This is a genomic window from Ruegeria sp. AK11 (genome assembly GCF_056541095.1).
This window is the reverse complement of record NZ_JBQFXU010000013.1, coordinates 1-18885: the sequence shown is the minus strand read 5'-3', so window position 1 is coordinate 18885 and position 18885 is coordinate 1. Positions and strand designations below refer to the sequence as shown.

Sequence of the window (18885 nt, the reverse complement as noted above, 5' to 3'; positions counted from 1 at the left end):
ATGAGCCTTTTGCAGATCCGTAATCTGACTGTTGAGTTCGCCACATCTTCGGGTAGTTTCCGCGCCGTGGACGGTGTCGATCTGTCGGTCGACAAAGGCGAATTGCTGGCCATCGTCGGCGAAAGCGGTTCGGGCAAGTCCGTGTCGATGCTGGCACTGATGGGCTTGCTGCCCTGGACCGCCACGATCACCGCCGATGAGATGAGCTTTGAGGGCCGTGACCTGTCCGGTATCTCGGCCCGCGAACGGCGCAAGATCATTGGTAAGGACATGGCGATGATCTTTCAGGAACCGATGTCCTCGCTGAACCCCTGTTTTACTGTCGGGTTTCAGATCAAAGAGGCATTGCGCATCCACCTTGGCCTGAACCGAAAAGAGCGTCACGAGCGTGCGGTCGAATTGTTCGATCAGGTTGGCATTCCTGCGCCTGAAAGCCGCCTGAATTCCTTTCCGCATCAGATGTCAGGGGGCATGAACCAACGGGTTGTGATCGCGATGGCCATTGCCTGCAATCCCAAACTGCTGATCGCGGATGAACCGACCACCGCGCTGGACGTGACCATTCAGGCGCAGATTCTGGATCTGTTGATCCGGTTGCGTGATGAGCATGACATGGGCCTTGTTCTGATCACCCATGACATGGGTGTCGTTGCGGAAACCGCCGAGCGGGTTCAGGTGCAATATGCCGGGCAAAAGGTTGAAGAACAGCCTGTCAGGGATTTGTTCCGAACCCCCCGCCATCCCTATACCACGGCCCTGCTAAGTGCTTTGCCGGAGCGGGCGACGTCCAAGATTCTGCCGACGATTCCAGGTGTTGTCCCGGGGCAATTCGACCGTCCAAAAGGATGCCTTTTCAGCCCACGGTGCCGCTTTGCCGATGCGACCTGCGCCCAAACCCCACCGACCCCTCATGCCGAGGCATTTGGCAAGGCGCGCTGTCACTATGTTGAAAAGATTGCCGCCGGAGAGCTGATATGACCACACCTATCGTTCAGGCCAACGACCTGGCCCGGTATTATACGGTCAAAGGTGGGTTGCTGTCCAAACCCGCAACCGTAAAGGCACTGTCGGGGGTGGATTTCGACCTGCTGCCAGGAAAAACACTGGCCATTGTCGGAGAGTCAGGCTGTGGCAAGTCTACGCTGGCCAGACTGATTACAATGATCGAAGAACCAACCTCGGGCAGCCTGACGATCAACGGGGTCGACATTACCCCTTCGCAATGGAGCAAGATGAGAGAGACGGTACAGATCGTCTTTCAAGACCCCTATAGCTCGTTGAATCCGCGTCAGCGCATCGGGCAGATCCTGCAGGAACCGCTGATTATCAACCGGCCACAGATGACAGCCGCCGATCGCGAAAAGCACGCTCGCAAGATGATCGAGATGGTGGGCCTGCGCCCGGAACATTATGACCGCTATCCGCATATGTTCTCGGGTGGGCAGCGCCAGCGGATCGCCATTGCGCGGGCGCTTATGCTGGATCCCAAGGTGCTGGTTCTGGATGAACCTGTCTCGGCGCTGGATGTTTCGATTCAATCGCAGATCCTGAACCTGCTGGTCGATCTTCAGGAACGGCTGAACCTGGCCTACCTGTTCATTTCACATGACTTGTCGGTTGTCCGGCATTTCGCCGACGACGTGATTGTCATGTATCTGGGGCGCGCGGTCGAAAAAGGTCCGAAAGAGCAGCTGTTCGCTGCTCCCCGACATCCGTACTCCAAGGCGTTGCTCTCCACGACGCCCCGTGCCGACCCGGATGCCCGGAAAGAGCGGATCAAGCTGGAAGGCGAGTTGCCGTCACCCATGAACATCCCGAAAGGGTGCGCTTTTGCGCAACGATGCTGGCTCGCGACTGAACAGTGCAGGCAAACATTGCCTGAACTGGATGATGAAATTCATCAGGTCGCGTGTCTGCATCCTCTTTTCTGAAAAACCAGATGGCCAGCGAAAACGCCCGGGCCATAGGACCGGGCGTCAGGAAGTCCGCACGTCCTTGAAGGCGTCAGAGCCCCCATTTCTCGCGGTTTGCTTCAAAAAAGCCTTCCGCTTTTTTCACTTCGATCCAGTTGTTCACATAGTTGATCCAGATCTGATCGCCTTGTGGCAGGATCATCGCAATCGGCGAAGGTGACCGGGGACCGGCGTTTTTCACGCGGATAACAGGAAACTTCTCCTCTAGGGTCGAGCCCTCGATGTTCGACGTGATGAATACATCAGCACGACCGGCGATTACTTCCTGATACCCGCGGGCCGGGGCCTCGACCACCTTGATCTCGGCGTTCGGGAACCATTCGCGGACCCGTTTTTCGAAAGTGGTGCCCAAAGTCGTCGCGACTTTCACACCGGTCTGGTTGATCGAGTCATAGCCGTCGAATTTGTTAGCCTTGTCCTTGGTGGTGTAGGGAAAAAGTTCGACCGAAATATAGCTGTCCGAAAAACCCGCAACTTTCATGCGCGGTGGCGAAATCGATGCCGACCCGGTCAGGTGGTACTTGCCCGCGACCACACCATTCACCAGTGTTTTCCAGTCGGTGGGGACAAATTCGACCTCAACTCCAAGATCGGCGGCCAATGCATTCATGATGTCGATGTCGTATCCTTTGTAGCTGTTGGTTGCCGGGTCGCGCAGTGTCATCGGGTTCCAGTCACCTGTGGTCCCAACCTTGAGAACGCCGGAATCCAGCACCTCGTTCAGCGCAGATTGCGCCAGTGCGGAACCGGACAATACAAGCCCCAACACGGCAACCGCCGCGGCTTTCCAAAAAACGCTCATAGGTATCTCCCGTTGGTGGCGTTACGACCTTGTGATTGCAATCCTCATTGATTTCAGTCCAAAGGGAAAGATAACCTCAAGAAAATATTACTATGGGGCAAAAACGGGGGCAGTTCAGCTTATGGCAGGCGCCGCAATCGAGCTTGTGGGCGTGAATAAGTGGTATGACACATTTCACGTTCTCAAGGACATCAACCTGACGGTCAGCAGCGGCGAAAAGGTGGTGATTTGCGGGCCTTCGGGGTCAGGCAAATCCACGGTCGTTCGATGTATCAACCGGTTGGAAAAACACCAGAAAGGTATCATTCGGATAGATGGGGTTGAGCTGGCGGATGACGCGAAGTCAACGGCAACCATCCGGTCCGATGTCGGGATGGTCTTCCAGCAATTCAATCTGTTTCCGCATTTGACCGTTTTGGAAAACCTGACTTTGGGTCCGATCAAAGCGCGCGGCCTGAGCCGGAAGGACGCAGAGGAAAAAGCGCGCCATTATCTGGATCGGGTACATATCCCCGATCAGGCGGACAAAAAGCCCATGCAGTTGTCTGGTGGCCAGCAACAACGCGTAGCGATTGCACGATCCTTGTGCATGGAACCGCGCGCGCTGTTGTTCGATGAACCCACGTCGGCTCTGGACCCCGAGATGATCTCGGAAGTGTTGGAAGTTATGGTTGAACTGGCAAATGAGGGCATGACCATGGTGGTTGTGACCCACGAAATGGGATTTGCCCGCAAAGTTGCCGACAAGATGGTCTTCATGGATGCCGGTGAGATTGTCGAAGAAGGCAAGCCGGAGCATTTCTTTACCAACCCTCAGTCTGACCGCTGTCGCAAATTCCTGTCTCAGATTCTGCAGCACTGAGAGGGGCAGATGAAAAAACTTCTACTAATCGTACCTTTGCTGCTGGCAGGCTGTTCTTCATCCCAGACCTGGGGCTGGTATGTGATCGACCCGACTACAGCATCGGGGTGGATCAATGTGAAATTCCTGATCTCGGGGATGGGTGCAACGATTCAGATTTCACTGATCGCCGCCGTGCTGTCGATCGTCATCGGTTTGCTGGTGGCCCTGCCGGGATTGTCCGAAAAACGTGGCTGGCGGCTGGTCAACCGTGTCTACGTTGAATTCATTCGGGCCATTCCCTTGCTGCCGATGCTGTTTTGGGTCTTTTACGGCTTGCCCATCGTGTTCAAGTCGATGGGCATGAACGTACCAATTGACCCGTTCTGGGGTGCAATCATCACCCTGGCGATTTCTGACAGCGCCTTCACTGCCGAGATTTACCGCGCAGGCATTCAATCCATTGCGCGAGGTCAAAGCGAAGCGGCGCAGACCATCGGGCTGAACTACGTGCAGACCATGCGTTATGTGATCCTGCCGCAGGCAATCCGGCGCATTCTGCCGCCCTTGGCAAACCAGTTCATCTACATCGTAAAGATGAGTGCATTCGCCAGCGTCATCGGGATGCAGGAACTGACCCGCCGCGCGAATGAGCTGGTGGTTACGGAATACCGCCCGTTGGAAATCTATACCCTGTTGATCTTTGAATACCTGATCCTGGTTCTGATCATCAGTGCGGGTGTGCGCTGGCTGGAGCGTCGCATGGGCGCGGACGAGCGCGGATAAGGAGAATTGATATGGACTGGAAAGCTTTCATGGCCGAGACCGAGGCCAATATCGGAACTTTTTCGCAGGAAGTGCCCGAAACCGTGCGCGGCTTTGGCATCATGGGCAAGGCCGCCAAGACCAATGGCGCACTAAGTGAGAAAACCAAGGAATTCATGGCCCTTGGCATCGCCATTGCGACCCGCTGCGACAGCTGCATAGGGTTTCACGTGCGTTCCCTTGTCCGGCTGGGTGCAACCCGAGACGAGATGTGCGAGGCATTGGCGATGGCGACCTATATGGGCGGCGGGCCGTCTTATGCTTACAGCGCCAAAGCGCTGAAGGCTTATGATGTGTTTTCCGGGTAATTGCCGCGCATAGCATTAATGCGGGTTATGATCAGGCGTTTGGTTCCGGTTTCATTTGCCCCATGCCTCCCGCGTTTTCTTCTGCGGTTTTGCGAATAATTGCACCGATTTTCAGAAGGTTTTCGCCCAGCGGGTTGGTCTTTCGCCAGATCAGGCCGATGGTTCGGGTTGGTGGGGTGTCCTGAAAGCGGGCGATGGACACGTCGGCAGACCGGGTTTCCAGCCCCACGGCCATTTCCGGTATCAGCGTCACACCGATGCCCGCCCCGACCATCTGTACCAGTGTGGACAGAGAACTGCCCTCCATAATGTGCTGCGGTTCGATATTGCGGATCGAACAGAAGGAAAGCGCCTGATCTCTGAAACAATGCCCTTCTTCCAGCAACAACAGCCGCATCGTTCTGAGCTGTGACGAACTTGGCATTGGCAACCCGGCGTCCCGCGCCGGGCGAACCAGCAGAAAGTCTTCGTTAAACAACGAAAATTCCCGAAGGCTGGGCTCCGATACTGGCAAAGCGACAACGGCAAAATCCAGTCTTGAGTCCAAAATTTCGCCGATCAGGGTTTGGGTGATGGTCTCTTTGGGCTCGATCGTCAGCTGTGGGAATCGTTGCGACAGTGCCTTGATGATTGATGGCAGCAAGTAAGGCGCGACCGTGGGGATGACCCCGATTCTGATGCGACCCGACAAGGGACCAGCGGAAGATTGCACAAGATTCCCCAAATCTTCGACCCGCGTCAGGATTTCGCGGCCATGTTTTAGGACATCTTCGCCAAGCGCGGTCAGGCGCGTCTCGCGCGCTGCGCGTTCGACCAAGGGGCCACCCATGATGGCCTCCAGCTCTTTGATTTGTATGGAAAGCGCGGGTTGCGAAATCGCGCTGGCCGCCGCGGCTTTGCCAAAATGGCGGTAGGTGGCAAGCGCTTCAAAGTAGCGCAGGTGTTTAAGCGTGAGTGACTTCATAGAAAAAACTAATCACAATGATAGTAATTACAAATTTCCAATTATCGAAACTGTGGGATACGAGTCAAGACATCTGAACCCCTCAGTAAATACTCAGGAGATTTACAATGGACGGCAATCCCCACAATCATCAATCCGGCGGCTGCCCAGTCTTGCATGGCGGGAACACGGGCACAGGCAACTCTGTCACCAAATGGTGGCCGGATGCGCTGAACCTGGACATTCTGAGCCAGCACGACACCCGCACCAACCCGATGGACGCGGATTACAACCACCGCGAAGCGGTCAAAGGGCTGGATTTCAATGCTGTTCGTGCTGACGTCGAAGCGTTGCTGACCGACAGTCAGGACTGGTGGCCAGCCGATTGGGGCCACTATGGCGGCCTGATGATCCGACTGGCGTGGCACTCTGCCGGGTCGTACCGCCTGGGGGATGGTCGCGGCGGCGCAGGTTCGGGCAACATCCGTTTTGCACCGCTGAACTCTTGGCCGGACAATGCCAGCCTTGATAAAGCGCGCCGTCTGCTCTGGCCGGTGAAAAAGAAATACGGCAACGCGCTGTCCTGGGCAGACCTGATTGTTTTGTCGGGAACGGTTGCCTACGAATCCATGGGTCTGAAGACCTTTGGCTTTGGCTTTGGCCGCGAAGATATCTGGGGCCCGGAAAAAGACGTCTATTGGGGGTCGGAAAACCAGTGGCTGGCCCCGTCCGAGAACCGCTATGGCGATCTGGAAACTCCCGGAACGCTGGAAAACCCGCTGGGTGCGGTGCATATGGGCCTGATCTATGTGAACCCAGAAGGTGTGAACGGCAACCCGGATCCAGCAAGAACTGCGCTGCACATCCGTGAAACCTTTGCCCGCATGGCGATGAATGACGAAGAGACCGCCGCGTTGACCTGTGGTGGTCACACGGTCGGCAAAGCGCATGGCGCGATGGCGGGTGATCATATCGGCGCCGAACCCGAAGCCTGCCCGGTTTCCGCTCAGGGTCTGGGATGGGACAACCCCGATCAAAACGGCAAGGCAACCAACGCGTTCACGTCTGGTATCGAGGGTGCGTGGACGAAAAACCCGACCAAATTCGATATGGGCTTTTTCGATTACCTGTTCGGCTATGAGTGGGAATTGGGTAAATCGCCCGCGGGTGCACAACAGTGGCAGCCCATCGACATGCCGGAAGAGGAAAAGCCGGTCGACCCGACCGACCCTTCGGTTCGGCGTATGCCGGTCATGACCGATGCGGACATGGCAATGAAGATCGATCCTATTTACAACGCGATCTGTCAGAAGTTCATGGCTGACCCGGATTACTTTGCTGACACTTTTGCCCGCGCGTGGTTCAAGCTGACCCACCGCGATATGGGGCCACGTGTCAACTACTATGGCCCAGACGTCCCGTCAGAAGAGCTGATCTGGCAGGACCCGATCCCTGTCGGTTCGACCGGGTATGACGTCGATACCGTCAAAGCAAAGATCGCCGACAGTGGTCTGACCGCGGTCGAGATGATCACCACCGCGTGGGACAGTGCCCGTACCTTCCGTGGCTCGGACAAACGCGGCGGAGCAAATGGTGCGCGTATCCGTCTGGCACCGCAGAAAGACTGGGCAGGGAACGAGCCCGAACGTCTGGCAAAAGTGCTGGGCGTGCTGGAGCCGATTGCAGCGGAAACCGGGGCCTCGATCGCCGACGTGATCGTTCTGGCGGGTAACGTTGGTCTGGAACAGTCGATCAAAGCCGCAGGCTTTGACGTGACGGTTCCGTTCTCGGCTGGTCGCGGCGACGCAACGGATGAGCAGACCGATGCCGACAGCTTCTCGGTGCTGGAGCCGCTGGCGGACGGGTTCAGAAACTGGCAGCTGAAGGAATACGCGGTATCACCCGAGGCGATGATGCTGGACCGCGCGCAACTGCTGGGTCTGACCGCAGCCGAAATGACGGTTCTGGTGGGTGGCCTGCGTGTGCTGGGCGCCAATCATGGCGGCTCGGCGCATGGGGTCTTCACGGATCGCGTGGGTCAGTTGACCACCGACTTCTTCGTCAACCTGACGGATATGTCGCTCAGCTGGCACCCGGTTGACGGCGGCACATATGAGCTGCGTGATCGCGCCTCGGGCGAGGTCAGGTTCACCGCTACCAGCGCGGATCTGGTCTTCGGCTCGAACTCGATCCTGCGTGGCTACGCCGAGGTCTATGCCCAGGACGATAATGCCCAGAAGTTCGTGCGGGACTTCGTGGCGGCCTGGACAAAGGTCATGACCAACGACCGGTTCGATCTGGTAGCCTAAGTCAAAAATCGTCAGGCGAGGGAAACCTCGCCTGATATTGTGTTCGGGCAGACATCTGATAGTGCCCGATTATCCCGCGATCACATTCTGTTTTTGAACACCCAGGCCTTCGATGCCCAATTCCATCGTGTCGCCGGGTTTCAGATAGACTTGCGGGTTTTGCCCCATGCCCACACCCGGCGGAGTTCCGGTCGAGATCACATCGCCCGGTTGCAGGGACATGAATTGCGACAGGTGTGAGATCACAGTTGCCACCCCGAAGTGCATCGTCCGGGTCGAGCCGTCCTGATAACGGTGGCCGTTGACCTCAAGATACATCGGCAGATTCTGAGGGTCTGCAACCTCGTCCCGCGTCACCAGCCATGGACCGATGGGGCCGAATGTGTCTGCCGACTTGCCCTTGACCCACTGCCCCGAGCGGTGAAGCTGAAAATCACGTTCCGACAGGTCATTGACCACACAATAGCCTGCGACGTGATCCATCGCTTCGGCCTCGGAGATGTATTTCGCTTCCTTGCCGATCACCACGCCCAATTCGACCTCCCAGTCGGTCTTGACGGACCCGCGCGGGATTTCCACCGTGTCGTTCGGCCCGACAATGGCCGATGTCGCCTTGAAAAAGATCACAGGTTCCTGCGGCAACTCCATACCGCTTTCTGCCGCGTGGTCGGCATAGTTCAGGCCGATGCAAATGAACTTGCCCACTTGGCCGACACACGCCCCTAAACGGGTGTTGCCTTCAACCATCGGCAAATCCTGTGGATCCAGCGCGCGCAGTCGCGCCAAACCTTCGTCGCTGAGAACGTCGCCCGAAATATCGTCGATGACGCCTGACAGGTCGCGAATTGTGCCATCGTCGTGCAGTAGCCCAGGCTTTTCTGCACCCAAGGCGCCAAACCGCAGTAGTTTCATATTGTGATCCCTTTCAGATTAAATCGCCCATCCGCCATCAATGGCAAAGGGCTGACCTGTGGTAAATGCGCTGCTGTCACTCGCAAGGTAGAGCGCCAGTTCGGCAATCTCGTCGGCAGTCCCAATGCGCCCCATCGGCTGGCGGGCGATGAAATCCGTCATCGCCTTTTCGTAGTCGCCCGTCGCCCGCAAACGCTCGTGCAGGCTGGGGCTGTCAACGGTGCCGGGGCAGATAGCATTGCACCGGATGCCCTGCGTGACGAAATCGGCGGCGATCGACTTGGTCAGGCCAATTACGGCAGCCTTTGATGCGCAATATACAAACCGGTTTGGAACGCCCTTCATCGACGATGCGACCGAGGACATATTGATGATCGACCCCCCGCCGTTTTTCAACATCGCGGGCAGGGTCAGACGGATCAGGCGATACATAGCCTTCACATTAAGATCGAAACTGAAATCCCAGTCGTCCTCTTCGCACTCAAGAATGGTGCCGTTTGCCACGTAACCCGCGCAATTGAACAGGATATCCAACGGTGGCAATTCAGCCACGGCACGTTTTACGGCATGCGCGTCTGTCACGTCGAGATGGATTGGAGAGATCCTGTCGATCTCCGAAAGCCCGGCCAAAGTGGTTTCGTTGATGTCGCTTGCAAAGACATGCGCGCCTTCGGCTGCGAACAGTTCGGCCGTGGCACGTCCGATGCCCTGCCCAGCGGCGCTGATGAATGCGGTTTTGCCTTTTAGTCGGTCAGAAGGCTGATGCGATGTCATTCTGGTCCTCATGATTTTCCCGAAGCCGGGTGGTGTGTTGGGGATAACTGCCTTGTTGTTCGCGCCTCAGGGAAAAGATTGGGCAGGTTCAGCGGGCGCAAAGCAGTGCGTGTTTGGGGTTCGGTGCGGCACCGTCAAATCCTGATGTGATAAGCCTTTGCCGCATTCCCTCCGAGGATGGCCGCACGGTCATTGGAGGAAAGTGCGCTTAGCAGTTCGTCGGTTGCATCTACCCATCGTTCATAGCTGCTGGCCAATGTGCAGACCGGCCAGTCGCTGCCCCAGATCAACCGCGATGGTCCGAACGTGTTCAGTAGGTGATCCACATAGGGGTACAGGTCCCGAACCGTCCAGTCAGGTGCAGCTTCGGTGACAAGACCGGACAGTTTGCAGAACGCGTTGGTGTCCCGCGCGATGGCGGCCATGTCTTCGGCCCACCCGTCAAATGCACCGTCCCGGATCAGAGGTTTCGAGCCATGGTCAATCACAACCCGCATGTCCGGGTGCTGTGTCAGAAGGCGACGCAACGGCCCCAGGTGCCGGGGCAGGGTGAGGGCATCGAAAGTCAGATCTTTAGATTGGATGGCCTCAAAGGCAGGTCTCAGGGCTGCGCCGAGCATCCAGTTCGGATCAGCGATATCCTGAATCATTGGCCGCAGACCAACCAAAGCGGGATGAGTGGCTAGTCTGATGATTTGTGCACGCGCATCAGGGGCGTCGAAACCGACCCAGCCAACCACACCTTTGATAAAATGTGTCTTGTCCGCCAGTGACAACAGGTACTTCGTTTCGGCGACGGTCGACGCTGCCTGAACCAGAATTGTCCCGTCGATGCCCTGTGCTTGCAACAATGGCGCAAGATCACCTGGCCCGAAGTCCCGGTAAATCTGGCCCAAATCCGGTGTCAGCCACCCATAGTCACCACGTGCCAGCGCCCAAAAATGCTGATGGGCGTCGATCTTCATGCAATCACGCCTTTCTTCAGGATGATGTTGCCGTACAGCCTGCGCTCGCCGGTCTGAATGATGGCAAATGCGGATGCCGCGCGTTGGTAGAAGTCGAACCGGTCCAGACCCTGAATTTGCGCGGGGTTGTCAGCCTGCGCGTCGATGATCTTTTGGAAATCTGCGACGGCCTCGGGCACGGCTTCGGGATCACCGACAACCTGCATGGTCAGCGCGGGGTCGGGTACGAATGTGTCCAGCGGCATGACAGACAACACCGCGCCAAGCAGATCACTTGCCGTTGAACCATCCGCACGAATGCAGTCAGGCCCAAGGTTGGAGCCCGGGAAATTGGCGTCCGCAATAACGATGTCATCGCCATGGCCCATGGCGCGCAAGGCGTACAGCAACTCAGGAGACAACAGCGGGTCGAGGTTACGCAGCATTGACAGGTTCCTTGGGCAAGGGGGCATCTGGCCGGATCAGGCCTTCGGTACGCAGGTCTGACCAAAGCTGGGCGGGGATAGTCCGCTCCAGCAGGGCGACATTGGCTTGAACCTCGGCCGCATTGACGGCGCCCGGAACAACCGTTTTCACGGCGGGGTGTCCCAGAACAAATTGCAGCGCGGCTGCGATCAGCGGTGTGTCATGGGCCGCACAGACAGTTTCGATCCTGCGCACCCGTTCAAGAATATCCTCAGGCGCATCGGAATAGTTATACTTGGCCCCAGGCACCGGTCCGGTGGCGAGGATACCTGAGTTATACGGCCCGCCCAGAATGATGCCCACATCGCGTTTCTCGCAAAGTGGCAGAAAACTGTCCAAAGCTTCCTGCTCCAAAAGCGTATACCGACCTGCCAGCAGGAACCCGTCGAAATCGCCAAGACCCAGCAGTTTTTCGCAAACCTGCCATTCATTCACGCCGGCGCCAATCGCAGCGATCTCACCTGCATCGCGCAGTTCAACCAGCGCCTTGTACCCGCCGCCATCGAACAACTCGCGTACTTTGGCGTCTGACATTTCCTGACTGCCCTGACTGAAAGCGCAGACGTCATGCACCAGAAGAATGTCCGCATTGGCAACACCTGTCCGGTCCCGGCTTGCCTCATATGACCGCATGACGCCGTCATAGGTATAGTCGAACACAATGCGTTTCTGCGGAACGTCCACAAACGCTTCGGGTGTCACCTCATGTGGTTCGCAATCCAACAGCAGACGACCGATTTTGGTTGATAGCTGAATGTTCTCACGCCCAAACCGCCTGATCGCTTCGCCAAAGCGATACTCGGACCGCCCCAACCCGTATTGCGGCGCGGTGTCGAAGAACCGGATGCCTGCGTCAAAAGCGGATTGCAACGCAGCCTGCGCATCAGCATCCGAGACCTTGCGATAAAGATTGCCCAATGGCGCGCCGCCAAACCCCATGCGGGTCAGCGGTACAGGCCGGGACGTCCTTTTGTTCAGAAGGGCGGTTTGCGAAACGGTCATCCTGCCTCTCGGGTGTTTTGGGGGGGTAAATTGAACAGCTGCGGTCTTTCCTGTTGCAGCTGTTCTATCCGAGGCATCAGTTGCCCAAGGTGATGGCGCATGGCGTCTTGTGCTGCACGTTCATCATGGGCGCAGATGGCATCGAATATCGCCCGGTGTTCGGCCAGTGTTTCCGCGATGCGGCCGGGTGTCGGCAACAGCAACATACGCGCGCGGCTGACCTGTAGCGACACCGTCTGCGCCACATCCGGCAAGCGAAGCATCCCGGTGAACGCCATCAACAGGGCGTGGAATTCTTCATCCGCGTGATAGAACCCGGCAATGTCGTCATCTTCGATCAACAGCTCTTGCAGGCGCACGTTGCGGCTCAGCTTTTTGCGCTGATCATCGGTCAGGTCACGCGCAACCTTGGCCACAGTTGCCAGCTCCAGGGCCTCTCGCAGAAAGGCGCCTTCGCGTATTTCATCCATCGAGAAATAGGACACGCGTGTACCCGATTGCGGCACCACATCCACCAGTCCTTCGGCGGCAAGCCTGGTGATGGCGTCCGCGACAGGTGCGCGGGATACACCCAGGCGCGTGCAGATTGGTGCCTTTCTCAGATTGGCACCGGGAGGGAAATCCAGTGCCAGGATCGCCTGTTTGATGGATTGGTAAACCCGCTGCGCAAGCGATCCCTCAAATGTTGAAATGTCGGGCAGGCGGGTGGCGTCAATGTCATATGGGTGGTTCATGAATCTGAACTATCATACTAACATGTTAGTTGACAAGAGTGGATTATCCCCGTAGCTCTGTGGCGAACAAGCGGGGAATCCATGCGCCCAGTTTCAGAGATCAAAACCCCGGGAGGCCCGGCCCGTGACACAATCCGGCTGAACCCGGATGACAACGTGATCATCGCGTTGCGCGACCTGAAAGCCGACGCGCAACCGGATGGGATATCGATACGGCTTCCCACGGACATCGCACGCGGGCACAAGATCGCCACCGCCCCGATTGCGGCGGGTGAAAATGTGATCCGCTATGGACAGATCATAGGTCAGGCCAAAGCGGATATCGCCGCGGGCGAGCATGTTCATGTCCATAATCTGGGTATGGGGGCGCATCAGCAGGACTACGCATATGCAAGCGCGAACGCGCCGCTGCCCGAGATTTCAGGCGACCGTATCTTCCAGGGCTTCCACCGCGCCGATGGCAAGGTCGGCACGCGCAACTACATCGGCATTTTGACAACGGTGAATTGCTCTGGCTCCGTGGCGCGGTTCATCGCCGAAGCCGCCGAGAAACGGGGCTTATTGGACGCGTACCCGAATGTGGACGGTATCGTCCCGATCGTTCATGGCACTGGATGCGGCATGTCGGGCAAAGATGAAGGCTACGCCACGTTGTTTCGAACGCTGGCGGGATATGCCCAGCACCCGAATTTCGCCGGTATCCTGTTGATCGGTTTGGGCTGCGAGGTGATGCAGGTGGCCGATCTGGTTGGCGGTCGTCCGATCCGTCCTGATGGCGTGCTGCGTTACATGACCATTCAGAGTGAGGGCGGCACACGCCGTACCATTGAACGTGGATTGAACGAGCTGCGCGGGATTGCCGACCTCGCGAACAAGGCCGAACGCAAACCTGCGCCGATCAGTGCGATAACGGTCGGAATGCAATGCGGCGGGTCGGATGGGTATTCCGGGATCACCGCCAATCCTGCTTTGGGTTATGCGTCGGATCTGTTGGTGCGGCATGGCGGTACGACGATCCTGTCCGAAACCTCGGAAATCTATGGCGCGGAACACCTTTTGACCCGGCGGGCCGAGACCGTTGAGGTCGGGGAAAAGCTGATCGAACGCATTCGCTGGTGGGAGGGGTATACACAGCGCAACGGCGGCGAGATGAACAACAACCCAAGCCCGGGCAACAAGCGCGGCGGGTTGACGACCATTCTTGAGAAATCGCTTGGCGCCGTCGCCAAGGGCGGCACCGCGCCCTTGCGCGGTGTTTACAAGTTCGGCGAGAAAATCGACAAGGCCGGCTTTGTTTTCATGGACAGCCCCGGTTTTGATCCATGCTCGGTCACGGGGCAGGTAGCGTCAGGCGCGAACCTGATCGTGTTCACCACCGGGCGGGGCTCGGTTTCGGGATATCAACCAACACCCTGCATCAAGCTGGCTACCAATTCCGAAATGTATGCCCGGATGTCGGAAGACATGGATCTGAACTGTGGGGATATCGTCACAGACGGTGTGAGCATTGAGGCAAAAGGCGAAGAGCTGTTCGAAATGCTGATCCGCGTCGCATCGGGTGAACAAACAAAAAGCGAAGAACTTGGCTTTGGTGGGGTCGAATTTGTGCCCTGGCAAATCGGCGCGGTGATGTAGGCGGCACCACCCCTTGGGGAGAGGGGTGTTTGGGAGGATAAATGAAAAAACTGGTCGACATGTCGGGGATCGAGAAACACTTTCCCGGAGTCCATGCGCTGAAATCAGTGCAGTTCGATCTGGTGCCCGGTGAAGTCCATGCGCTGATGGGCGAGAACGGCGCGGGAAAAAGCACGCTGATGAAAATCCTCTCGGGGATTTATCAGCGCGACGGTGGCACATTGCAAATCGAAGGACGTGATGCAAACCCAACCACGCCACGCGAGGCGCAGGCTTTGGGTATCGGCATCATCCATCAGGAACTGAGCCTGATGAATGATCTGACAGTGGCACAGAATATTTTTATCGGCCGCGAACCTCGTAAACGGTTTGGCCGACTGAACGATGCTGCGTTGAATGCACATACGGCCGAGATCTTTGCGTCCATGAACCTAAACCTCGACCCCAAGGCGCAGGTCGGCAGTCTGACCATTGCGAAACAACAGATGGTCGAGATCGCCAAGGCTCTTTCTTACCGGTCCAGGGTTCTGATCATGGATGAACCGACCGCGGCCCTGAACGATGCTGAAATTGCCGAGCTGTTCGTGATCATCCGCCGTCTGAAGGCTGAAGGCGTGGGCATTGTCTATATCAGCCACAAAATGGATGAGCTGAAGCAGATTGCTGACCGGGTTACGGTGATGCGCGACGGAGAATACGTTGGCACCGTTGACGCGGCAGCAACGCCGATCAGCCAGATTATCGCGATGATGGTAGGTCGCGAAGTCAAGGAAGAGCCGCTGGCCCCCCCCGATCTGAGCGATGCCGAGGTTTCGCTGGAAGTGACCGGGCTGTGTCGGGGTCACGAAATCCGCGATGTCAGCTTTTCGGTCCTGAAGGGTGAGATCCTGGGCTTTGCCGGGCTGATGGGGGCCGGACGTACCGAAGTTGCGCGGGCAATCTTCGGGGCTGATCCCAAAGATAGCGGAGAAATCCGGGTGCATGGGCAGGTGGTCTCGATCAGGACACCATCCGATGCCGTCAAGGCGGGCATCGGCTATCTTTCCGAGGATCGCAAGCATTTCGGCCTCGCCACAGGGATGAGCGTTCGTGACAATGTTGCCTTGGCTTCGATGGATATGTTCACCGGACGTGTCGGTGTTCTGAACGATGGTGAAATCAGCACGACGGCCAAGGGTTACATCACGCAGCTGGGCATTCGCACGCCTTCGGACACGCAGGAGGTACGCCTGCTGTCCGGCGGCAATCAGCAGAAAGTTGTCATTGCCAAATGGCTGCTGCGGGATTGCGATATCCTGATTTTCGATGAGCCCACGCGCGGTATCGACGTGGGCGCAAAATCTGAAATCTACAAGCTGCTGGAAGAACTGGCCGGGCAGGGCAAGACGATCATCGTGATTTCGTCGGAACTGCCCGAGATCATGCGCCTAAGCCATCGCATTGCCGTGATGTGCGAAGGCCGACTGACCGGCATTTTGCCGGGCGGCAAAGCCACCACTCAGGAAGACATCATGCATCTGGCGACGCAGCGGGCGGCGGCGATGCAGATAACAGGAACAGCGTAATGACCTCAGCAACGGAAATCGAAAAGAAAAGCCCACTGGCGGGGCTCTCGGAAAGCGGCGCCTACCAAAAGCTGCTGGCCTTCGCCAGCTTGATTGCCTTGCTGATCGGGTTTTCAATCGCGTCGCCGAACTTCATGCAAACTTCAAACATGATCGCCATCTTGCAGGCGACATCGGTCAATGGGGTGCTGGCGGTTGCTGCAACATTGGTCATCATAACTGGCGGGATCGACCTGTCCGTGGGAACTCTGATGACATTCTGTGCCGTTATCGCCGGTGTCGTGCTGACCTATCTCGGAATGCCACTGTTGTTGGGGGTTACGGCAGCGATTGCGGCGGGTGCGTTCTGCGGGCTGTGCTCGGGCACCTTTGTCGCCAAGATGAAAATCCCGCCCTTCATTGCCACGCTGGGTATGATGCTGATCCTAAAAGGGTTGTCGCTGGTGATTTCCGGCACGCGGCCCATCTACTTCAACGACACGCCGGGCTTTGACCAGATTTCGCGCGGGTCGCTGATCGGAAAGGTTTTTCCCGCATTACCGATCCCCAATGGCGTGCTGATCCTTTTCCTTGTTGCCATTGCAGCTTCGTACATTCTGGGGCGCACGGTTCTGGGCAGATACACCTTTGCGCTGGGATCAAACGAAGAGGCGGTGCGCCTATCGGGGGTGAATACCGATCTTTGGAAGATGCGTATTTACGCTCTGGCAGGTGGGATCTGCGGTATCGGTGGAATTCTGATCGCGTCGCGACTGAATTCGGCGCAGCCCGCGCTGGGGCTTGGCTACGAGCTGGAAGCCATCGCTGCCGTCGTGATCGGGGGCACGTCCCTGTCCGGTGGGCGTGGTACAATCCTTGGAACCCTGATCGGTGCCCTGATCATGGCAGTTCTGACCAATGGTTTGCGAGTGCTGTCCGTCGCGCAGGAATGGCAGACCGTTGTCACCGGCGCGATCATCATTCTGGCCGTTTACGCCGATATGGCGCGGCGCAGGAAGACAGGTTGAACAGTCACAAAAATCAGAAACGAAGACCAACTGGAGGAGAAGACATGCTAACACGTCGTTTCATTTTGGGGGCCCTGAGTGCGGCCAGCCTTTCGATACCTGCAACTATGTCATCAGCGGAAGACATATATATTCCGCTGGTGTCCAAAGGGTTTCAGCACCAGTTCTGGCAGGCGGTAAAGTCCGGTGCGGAACAGGCCGCGGAGGAATACGGTGTCACGATCACCTTTGAAGGCCCGGACAACGAAACCATGGTGGATCGTCAGATCGACATGCTGGCGGCGGCCTTGGCCAATAACCCCAAGGCCATCGGTTTTGCCGCTCTGGACAGCCAGGCCGCCATTCCACTGCTGAAGCAGGCTGATGAAAAGGGCATTCCGATCATTGCCTTTGACAGTGGCGTTGACAGCGACATTCCGGTTTCTACAGCAACAACAGACAATCAGGCCGCGGCTGCGCTAGCTGCGGACAAGATGGCCGAGATGATCGGCGGCAAAGGCAAAGTGGCCGTTGTTGCACATGACCAGACCAGCCGCACAGGCATCGACCGGCGCGACGGCTTCGTCAATCGCATTGCCGAAAAATACCCGGACATCGAAGTTGTCACGGTTCAATACGGTCAGGGTGACCACCTGAAATCGACCGAGGTGACCAAAGCGATCCTGACGGCGAACCCCGATCTGAATGGCATCTTCGGCACCAACGAAGGCTCGGCCATCGGTGTGGTGAATGGTGTGCAGGAACTGGGGACCGAGGGGCTGATCATCATCGGATATGACAGTGGCAAGGCCCAGAAAGATGCGATCAAAAGCGGGCTGATGGCGGGTGCAATCACTCAGAATCCCGTGGGCATCGGGTATGAAACCGTCAAGGCTGCTGTGGCCGCGATGAAGGGTGAAGAAGTTCCTGCCCTGATTGATACCGGGTTCTACTATTACGACGCATCCAACATCGACAATCCGAAGATCGCGGCAGTGCTGTACGACTGATCTTCATTGTCAAACTTGTTCCTGGCTCTTGGTTCTCCAAGGGCCAGAAGCTTGTCAGAATCCCTGCATTAGCATGTCGACGCCGGCGGTGATCTGCGCAAAGTGATCATCAAGGTTGTCGACCGGCGATTTTAGAATGCCCACCGGAACAGCAGCCATGAATTGGGTTGCCATTACAAACGGTTTGCCTTGGATATCAAAGACGGGATTGAGCCGGGTGGCTGGGATCGGCGCGGTCGCTTCGGGAAGCAGGGGCACGACGACGCGTGTGTTCAACCCGCTCAGCAGATCGCTCTGGATGTCCAGAAGATACCCGTCACCTGACGGGTTGGGGAATACGTCGTATTTTGGCATCAGAACTGTCGGTAGGTGTCCAGCGGTAAGCCATTACGCTCGACATACGCGTTGGAACTCTCAAGCGCGGCCTTGTTTTCGGCTTTCCAGCGCTCAGCTTTTGTACTGGCGACTGCGGCCCGAATGCCGTCTTCGGCTGCGCGGGAAAGATTGATCTTCAGATCCCGCGCCTCGGACAGCATATCGCCATCCAGTGATAGATTTGTCGGTTTACGAGATGGAGCATTCATTTGATTACCCTCTGAACTGCGCCATTTTACCATCACACGATATGCGCGTCAAACATGCGCATTTTACGTGAAGCGTGGAAGCCCTCTGTTCAGCGGTACGTGGCAATCAGGAGATTTTTGGCCTGAAAAGAGCTTTGCGCTCAGTTCTTGTAACCTCTCATTACTGAGCGACTTTGTGTTTGTGTTTATTGAACTGTTGGTCGAAGAGGTTTTTGAAGGGTCCGTTTTTCTGCATGAGTTGGTCGAGGTTTC

21 protein-coding genes are annotated in these 18885 nt (G+C 57.1%); 11 read left to right on the top strand and 10 right to left on the bottom strand.

Features of this window, described 5'->3' with window-relative positions; genetic code table 11:
- Both ACR0D9_RS18850 and ACR0D9_RS18845 read left to right on the top strand, forming a co-directional pair.
- The gene (locus ACR0D9_RS18850) at positions 1-978 is read left to right on the top strand and encodes an ABC transporter ATP-binding protein (RefSeq protein ID WP_480539837.1); all 978 of its coding nucleotides are present in this window, start codon (positions 1-3) and stop codon (positions 976-978) included.
- Positions 975-1931, top strand: a complete 957-nt coding sequence (locus ACR0D9_RS18845) for a dipeptide ABC transporter ATP-binding protein (protein WP_480539835.1) — start codon at positions 975-977, stop codon at positions 1929-1931. The genes ACR0D9_RS18850 and ACR0D9_RS18845 overlap by 4 nt, the downstream gene beginning before the upstream one ends.
- A 73-nt stretch (positions 1932-2004) precedes the next feature.
- Here the strand turns inward: ACR0D9_RS18845 and ACR0D9_RS18840 are convergent, their stop codons facing one another.
- Positions 2005-2775, bottom strand: coding sequence for a transporter substrate-binding domain-containing protein (locus ACR0D9_RS18840; protein WP_480539833.1), 771 nt, complete (start codon positions 2773-2775; stop codon positions 2005-2007).
- Between the two features lie 121 nt (positions 2776-2896).
- Between ACR0D9_RS18840 and ACR0D9_RS18835 the strand changes: the two genes are divergently transcribed.
- The 3 genes from ACR0D9_RS18835 to ACR0D9_RS18825 are packed head-to-tail and all read left to right on the top strand — an operon-like array spanning position 2897 to position 4749.
- A complete protein-coding gene (locus ACR0D9_RS18835; RefSeq protein WP_480539831.1) occupies positions 2897-3637 on the top strand; it encodes an amino acid ABC transporter ATP-binding protein in 741 nt (246 codons plus the stop codon).
- A gap of 9 nt (positions 3638-3646) precedes the next feature.
- Entirely contained in the window at positions 3647-4402 is a 756-nt protein-coding gene (locus ACR0D9_RS18830) for an amino acid ABC transporter permease (protein WP_267365874.1), read from the top strand.
- 11 nt (positions 4403-4413) lie between these two features.
- Positions 4414-4749, top strand: coding sequence for a carboxymuconolactone decarboxylase family protein (locus ACR0D9_RS18825; protein WP_480484652.1), 336 nt, complete (start codon positions 4414-4416; stop codon positions 4747-4749).
- Between the two features lie 31 nt (positions 4750-4780).
- Here the strand turns inward: ACR0D9_RS18825 and ACR0D9_RS18820 are convergent, their stop codons facing one another.
- Positions 4781-5713 carry a hydrogen peroxide-inducible genes activator gene (locus ACR0D9_RS18820; RefSeq protein WP_480484653.1) on the bottom strand — a complete coding sequence of 311 codons (933 nt, stop codon included), beginning with the start codon at positions 5711-5713 and terminating at the stop codon, positions 4781-4783.
- 107 nt (positions 5714-5820) lie between these two features.
- Between ACR0D9_RS18820 and katG the strand changes: the two genes are divergently transcribed.
- The gene (gene katG, locus ACR0D9_RS18815) at positions 5821-8001 is read left to right on the top strand and encodes a catalase/peroxidase HPI (RefSeq protein WP_480539829.1); all 2181 of its coding nucleotides are present in this window, start codon (positions 5821-5823) and stop codon (positions 7999-8001) included.
- 69 nt (positions 8002-8070) lie between these two features.
- On the opposite strand, the gene ACR0D9_RS18810 is transcribed toward katG, so the two are convergent.
- From ACR0D9_RS18810 to ACR0D9_RS18785, 6 genes are all read right to left on the bottom strand, one after another.
- A complete protein-coding gene (locus tag ACR0D9_RS18810; RefSeq protein ID WP_480484655.1) occupies positions 8071-8913 on the bottom strand; it encodes a fumarylacetoacetate hydrolase family protein in 843 nt (280 codons plus the stop codon).
- Between the two features lie 18 nt (positions 8914-8931).
- Positions 8932-9687, bottom strand: coding sequence for an SDR family oxidoreductase (locus ACR0D9_RS18805; protein ID WP_480484656.1), 756 nt, complete (start codon positions 9685-9687; stop codon positions 8932-8934).
- Positions 9688-9821: 134 nt separating this feature from the next.
- On the bottom strand, positions 9822-10652 hold the full coding sequence (locus tag ACR0D9_RS18800; protein WP_480539827.1) for an amidohydrolase family protein: 831 nt from the start codon (positions 10650-10652) through the stop codon (positions 9822-9824).
- Positions 10649-11077, bottom strand: a complete 429-nt coding sequence (locus tag ACR0D9_RS18795; protein ID WP_480488848.1) for an RbsD/FucU family protein — start codon at positions 11075-11077, stop codon at positions 10649-10651. Before ACR0D9_RS18795 ends, ACR0D9_RS18800 begins: the two co-directional genes overlap by 4 nt.
- The gene (locus ACR0D9_RS18790) at positions 11067-12119 is read right to left on the bottom strand and encodes an aldo/keto reductase (protein WP_480539826.1); all 1053 of its coding nucleotides are present in this window, start codon (positions 12117-12119) and stop codon (positions 11067-11069) included. Before ACR0D9_RS18790 ends, ACR0D9_RS18795 begins: the two co-directional genes overlap by 11 nt.
- The gene (locus ACR0D9_RS18785) at positions 12116-12853 is read right to left on the bottom strand and encodes a GntR family transcriptional regulator (RefSeq protein ID WP_480484660.1); all 738 of its coding nucleotides are present in this window, start codon (positions 12851-12853) and stop codon (positions 12116-12118) included. Before ACR0D9_RS18785 ends, ACR0D9_RS18790 begins: the two co-directional genes overlap by 4 nt.
- Before the next feature lie 81 nt (positions 12854-12934).
- Between ACR0D9_RS18785 and ACR0D9_RS18780 the strand changes: the two genes are divergently transcribed.
- From ACR0D9_RS18780 to ACR0D9_RS18765, 4 genes are read left to right on the top strand one after another with little or no spacing between them, the layout of a single operon-like run.
- The gene (locus ACR0D9_RS18780) at positions 12935-14488 is read left to right on the top strand and encodes a UxaA family hydrolase (RefSeq protein WP_480484661.1); all 1554 of its coding nucleotides are present in this window, start codon (positions 12935-12937) and stop codon (positions 14486-14488) included.
- A 41-nt stretch (positions 14489-14529) separates the two neighbouring features.
- Positions 14530-16053, top strand: coding sequence for a sugar ABC transporter ATP-binding protein (locus ACR0D9_RS18775; protein ID WP_480488852.1), 1524 nt, complete (start codon positions 14530-14532; stop codon positions 16051-16053).
- Complete coding sequence (locus tag ACR0D9_RS18770; RefSeq protein ID WP_480484663.1) at positions 16053-17060, top strand: ABC transporter permease; 1008 nt, start codon at positions 16053-16055, stop codon at positions 17058-17060. The genes ACR0D9_RS18775 and ACR0D9_RS18770 overlap by 1 nt, the downstream gene beginning before the upstream one ends.
- A 44-nt stretch (positions 17061-17104) precedes the next feature.
- The gene (locus ACR0D9_RS18765) at positions 17105-18049 is read left to right on the top strand and encodes a substrate-binding domain-containing protein (protein ID WP_480539824.1); all 945 of its coding nucleotides are present in this window, start codon (positions 17105-17107) and stop codon (positions 18047-18049) included.
- A gap of 54 nt (positions 18050-18103) precedes the next feature.
- Here the strand turns inward: ACR0D9_RS18765 and ACR0D9_RS18760 are convergent, their stop codons facing one another.
- Entirely contained in the window at positions 18104-18403 is a 300-nt protein-coding gene (locus ACR0D9_RS18760; RefSeq protein WP_480484665.1) for a CcdB family protein, read from the bottom strand.
- Positions 18403-18633 (bottom strand): type II toxin-antitoxin system CcdA family antitoxin, encoded by a 231-nt coding sequence (locus ACR0D9_RS18755; protein WP_480539822.1) that lies wholly within the window; start codon positions 18631-18633, stop codon positions 18403-18405. The genes ACR0D9_RS18760 and ACR0D9_RS18755 overlap by 1 nt, the downstream gene beginning before the upstream one ends.
- A 67-nt stretch (positions 18634-18700) precedes the next feature.
- On the opposite strand from ACR0D9_RS18755, the gene ACR0D9_RS18750 reads away from it, so the two are divergent.
- The coding region (locus ACR0D9_RS18750; protein ID WP_480539820.1) for a hypothetical protein at positions 18701-18885 on the top strand (185 nt) is incomplete at its 3' end.

What these genes read in the sequence shown, in the direction of transcription:
- ACR0D9_RS18850 (WP_480539837.1), top strand. Translation starts at nt 1, where the DNA reads ATGAGCCTTTTGCAGATCCGTAATCTGACTGTTGAGTTCGCCACATCT.
- ACR0D9_RS18845 (WP_480539835.1), top strand. Translation starts at nt 975, where the DNA reads ATGACCACACCTATCGTTCAGGCCAACGACCTGGCCCGGTATTATACG.
- ACR0D9_RS18840 (WP_480539833.1), bottom strand. Translation starts at nt 2,775, where the DNA reads ATGAGCGTTTTTTGGAAAGCCGCGGCGGTTGCCGTGTTGGGGCTTGTA.
- ACR0D9_RS18835 (WP_480539831.1), top strand. Translation starts at nt 2,897, where the DNA reads ATGGCAGGCGCCGCAATCGAGCTTGTGGGCGTGAATAAGTGGTATGAC.
- ACR0D9_RS18830 (WP_267365874.1), top strand. Translation starts at nt 3,647, where the DNA reads ATGAAAAAACTTCTACTAATCGTACCTTTGCTGCTGGCAGGCTGTTCT.
- ACR0D9_RS18825 (WP_480484652.1), top strand. Translation starts at nt 4,414, where the DNA reads ATGGACTGGAAAGCTTTCATGGCCGAGACCGAGGCCAATATCGGAACT.
- ACR0D9_RS18820 (WP_480484653.1), bottom strand. Translation starts at nt 5,713, where the DNA reads ATGAAGTCACTCACGCTTAAACACCTGCGCTACTTTGAAGCGCTTGCC.
- katG (WP_480539829.1), top strand. Translation starts at nt 5,821, where the DNA reads ATGGACGGCAATCCCCACAATCATCAATCCGGCGGCTGCCCAGTCTTG.
- ACR0D9_RS18810 (WP_480484655.1), bottom strand. Translation starts at nt 8,913, where the DNA reads ATGAAACTACTGCGGTTTGGCGCCTTGGGTGCAGAAAAGCCTGGGCTA.
- ACR0D9_RS18805 (WP_480484656.1), bottom strand. Translation starts at nt 9,687, where the DNA reads ATGACATCGCATCAGCCTTCTGACCGACTAAAAGGCAAAACCGCATTC.
- ACR0D9_RS18800 (WP_480539827.1), bottom strand. Translation starts at nt 10,652, where the DNA reads ATGAAGATCGACGCCCATCAGCATTTTTGGGCGCTGGCACGTGGTGAC.
- ACR0D9_RS18795 (WP_480488848.1), bottom strand. Translation starts at nt 11,077, where the DNA reads ATGCTGCGTAACCTCGACCCGCTGTTGTCTCCTGAGTTGCTGTACGCC.
- ACR0D9_RS18790 (WP_480539826.1), bottom strand. Translation starts at nt 12,119, where the DNA reads ATGACCGTTTCGCAAACCGCCCTTCTGAACAAAAGGACGTCCCGGCCT.
- ACR0D9_RS18785 (WP_480484660.1), bottom strand. Translation starts at nt 12,853, where the DNA reads ATGAACCACCCATATGACATTGACGCCACCCGCCTGCCCGACATTTCA.
- ACR0D9_RS18780 (WP_480484661.1), top strand. Translation starts at nt 12,935, where the DNA reads ATGCGCCCAGTTTCAGAGATCAAAACCCCGGGAGGCCCGGCCCGTGAC.
- ACR0D9_RS18775 (WP_480488852.1), top strand. Translation starts at nt 14,530, where the DNA reads ATGAAAAAACTGGTCGACATGTCGGGGATCGAGAAACACTTTCCCGGA.
- ACR0D9_RS18770 (WP_480484663.1), top strand. Translation starts at nt 16,053, where the DNA reads ATGACCTCAGCAACGGAAATCGAAAAGAAAAGCCCACTGGCGGGGCTC.
- ACR0D9_RS18765 (WP_480539824.1), top strand. Translation starts at nt 17,105, where the DNA reads ATGCTAACACGTCGTTTCATTTTGGGGGCCCTGAGTGCGGCCAGCCTT.
- ACR0D9_RS18760 (WP_480484665.1), bottom strand. Translation starts at nt 18,403, where the DNA reads ATGCCAAAATACGACGTATTCCCCAACCCGTCAGGTGACGGGTATCTT.
- ACR0D9_RS18755 (WP_480539822.1), bottom strand. Translation starts at nt 18,633, where the DNA reads ATGAATGCTCCATCTCGTAAACCGACAAATCTATCACTGGATGGCGAT.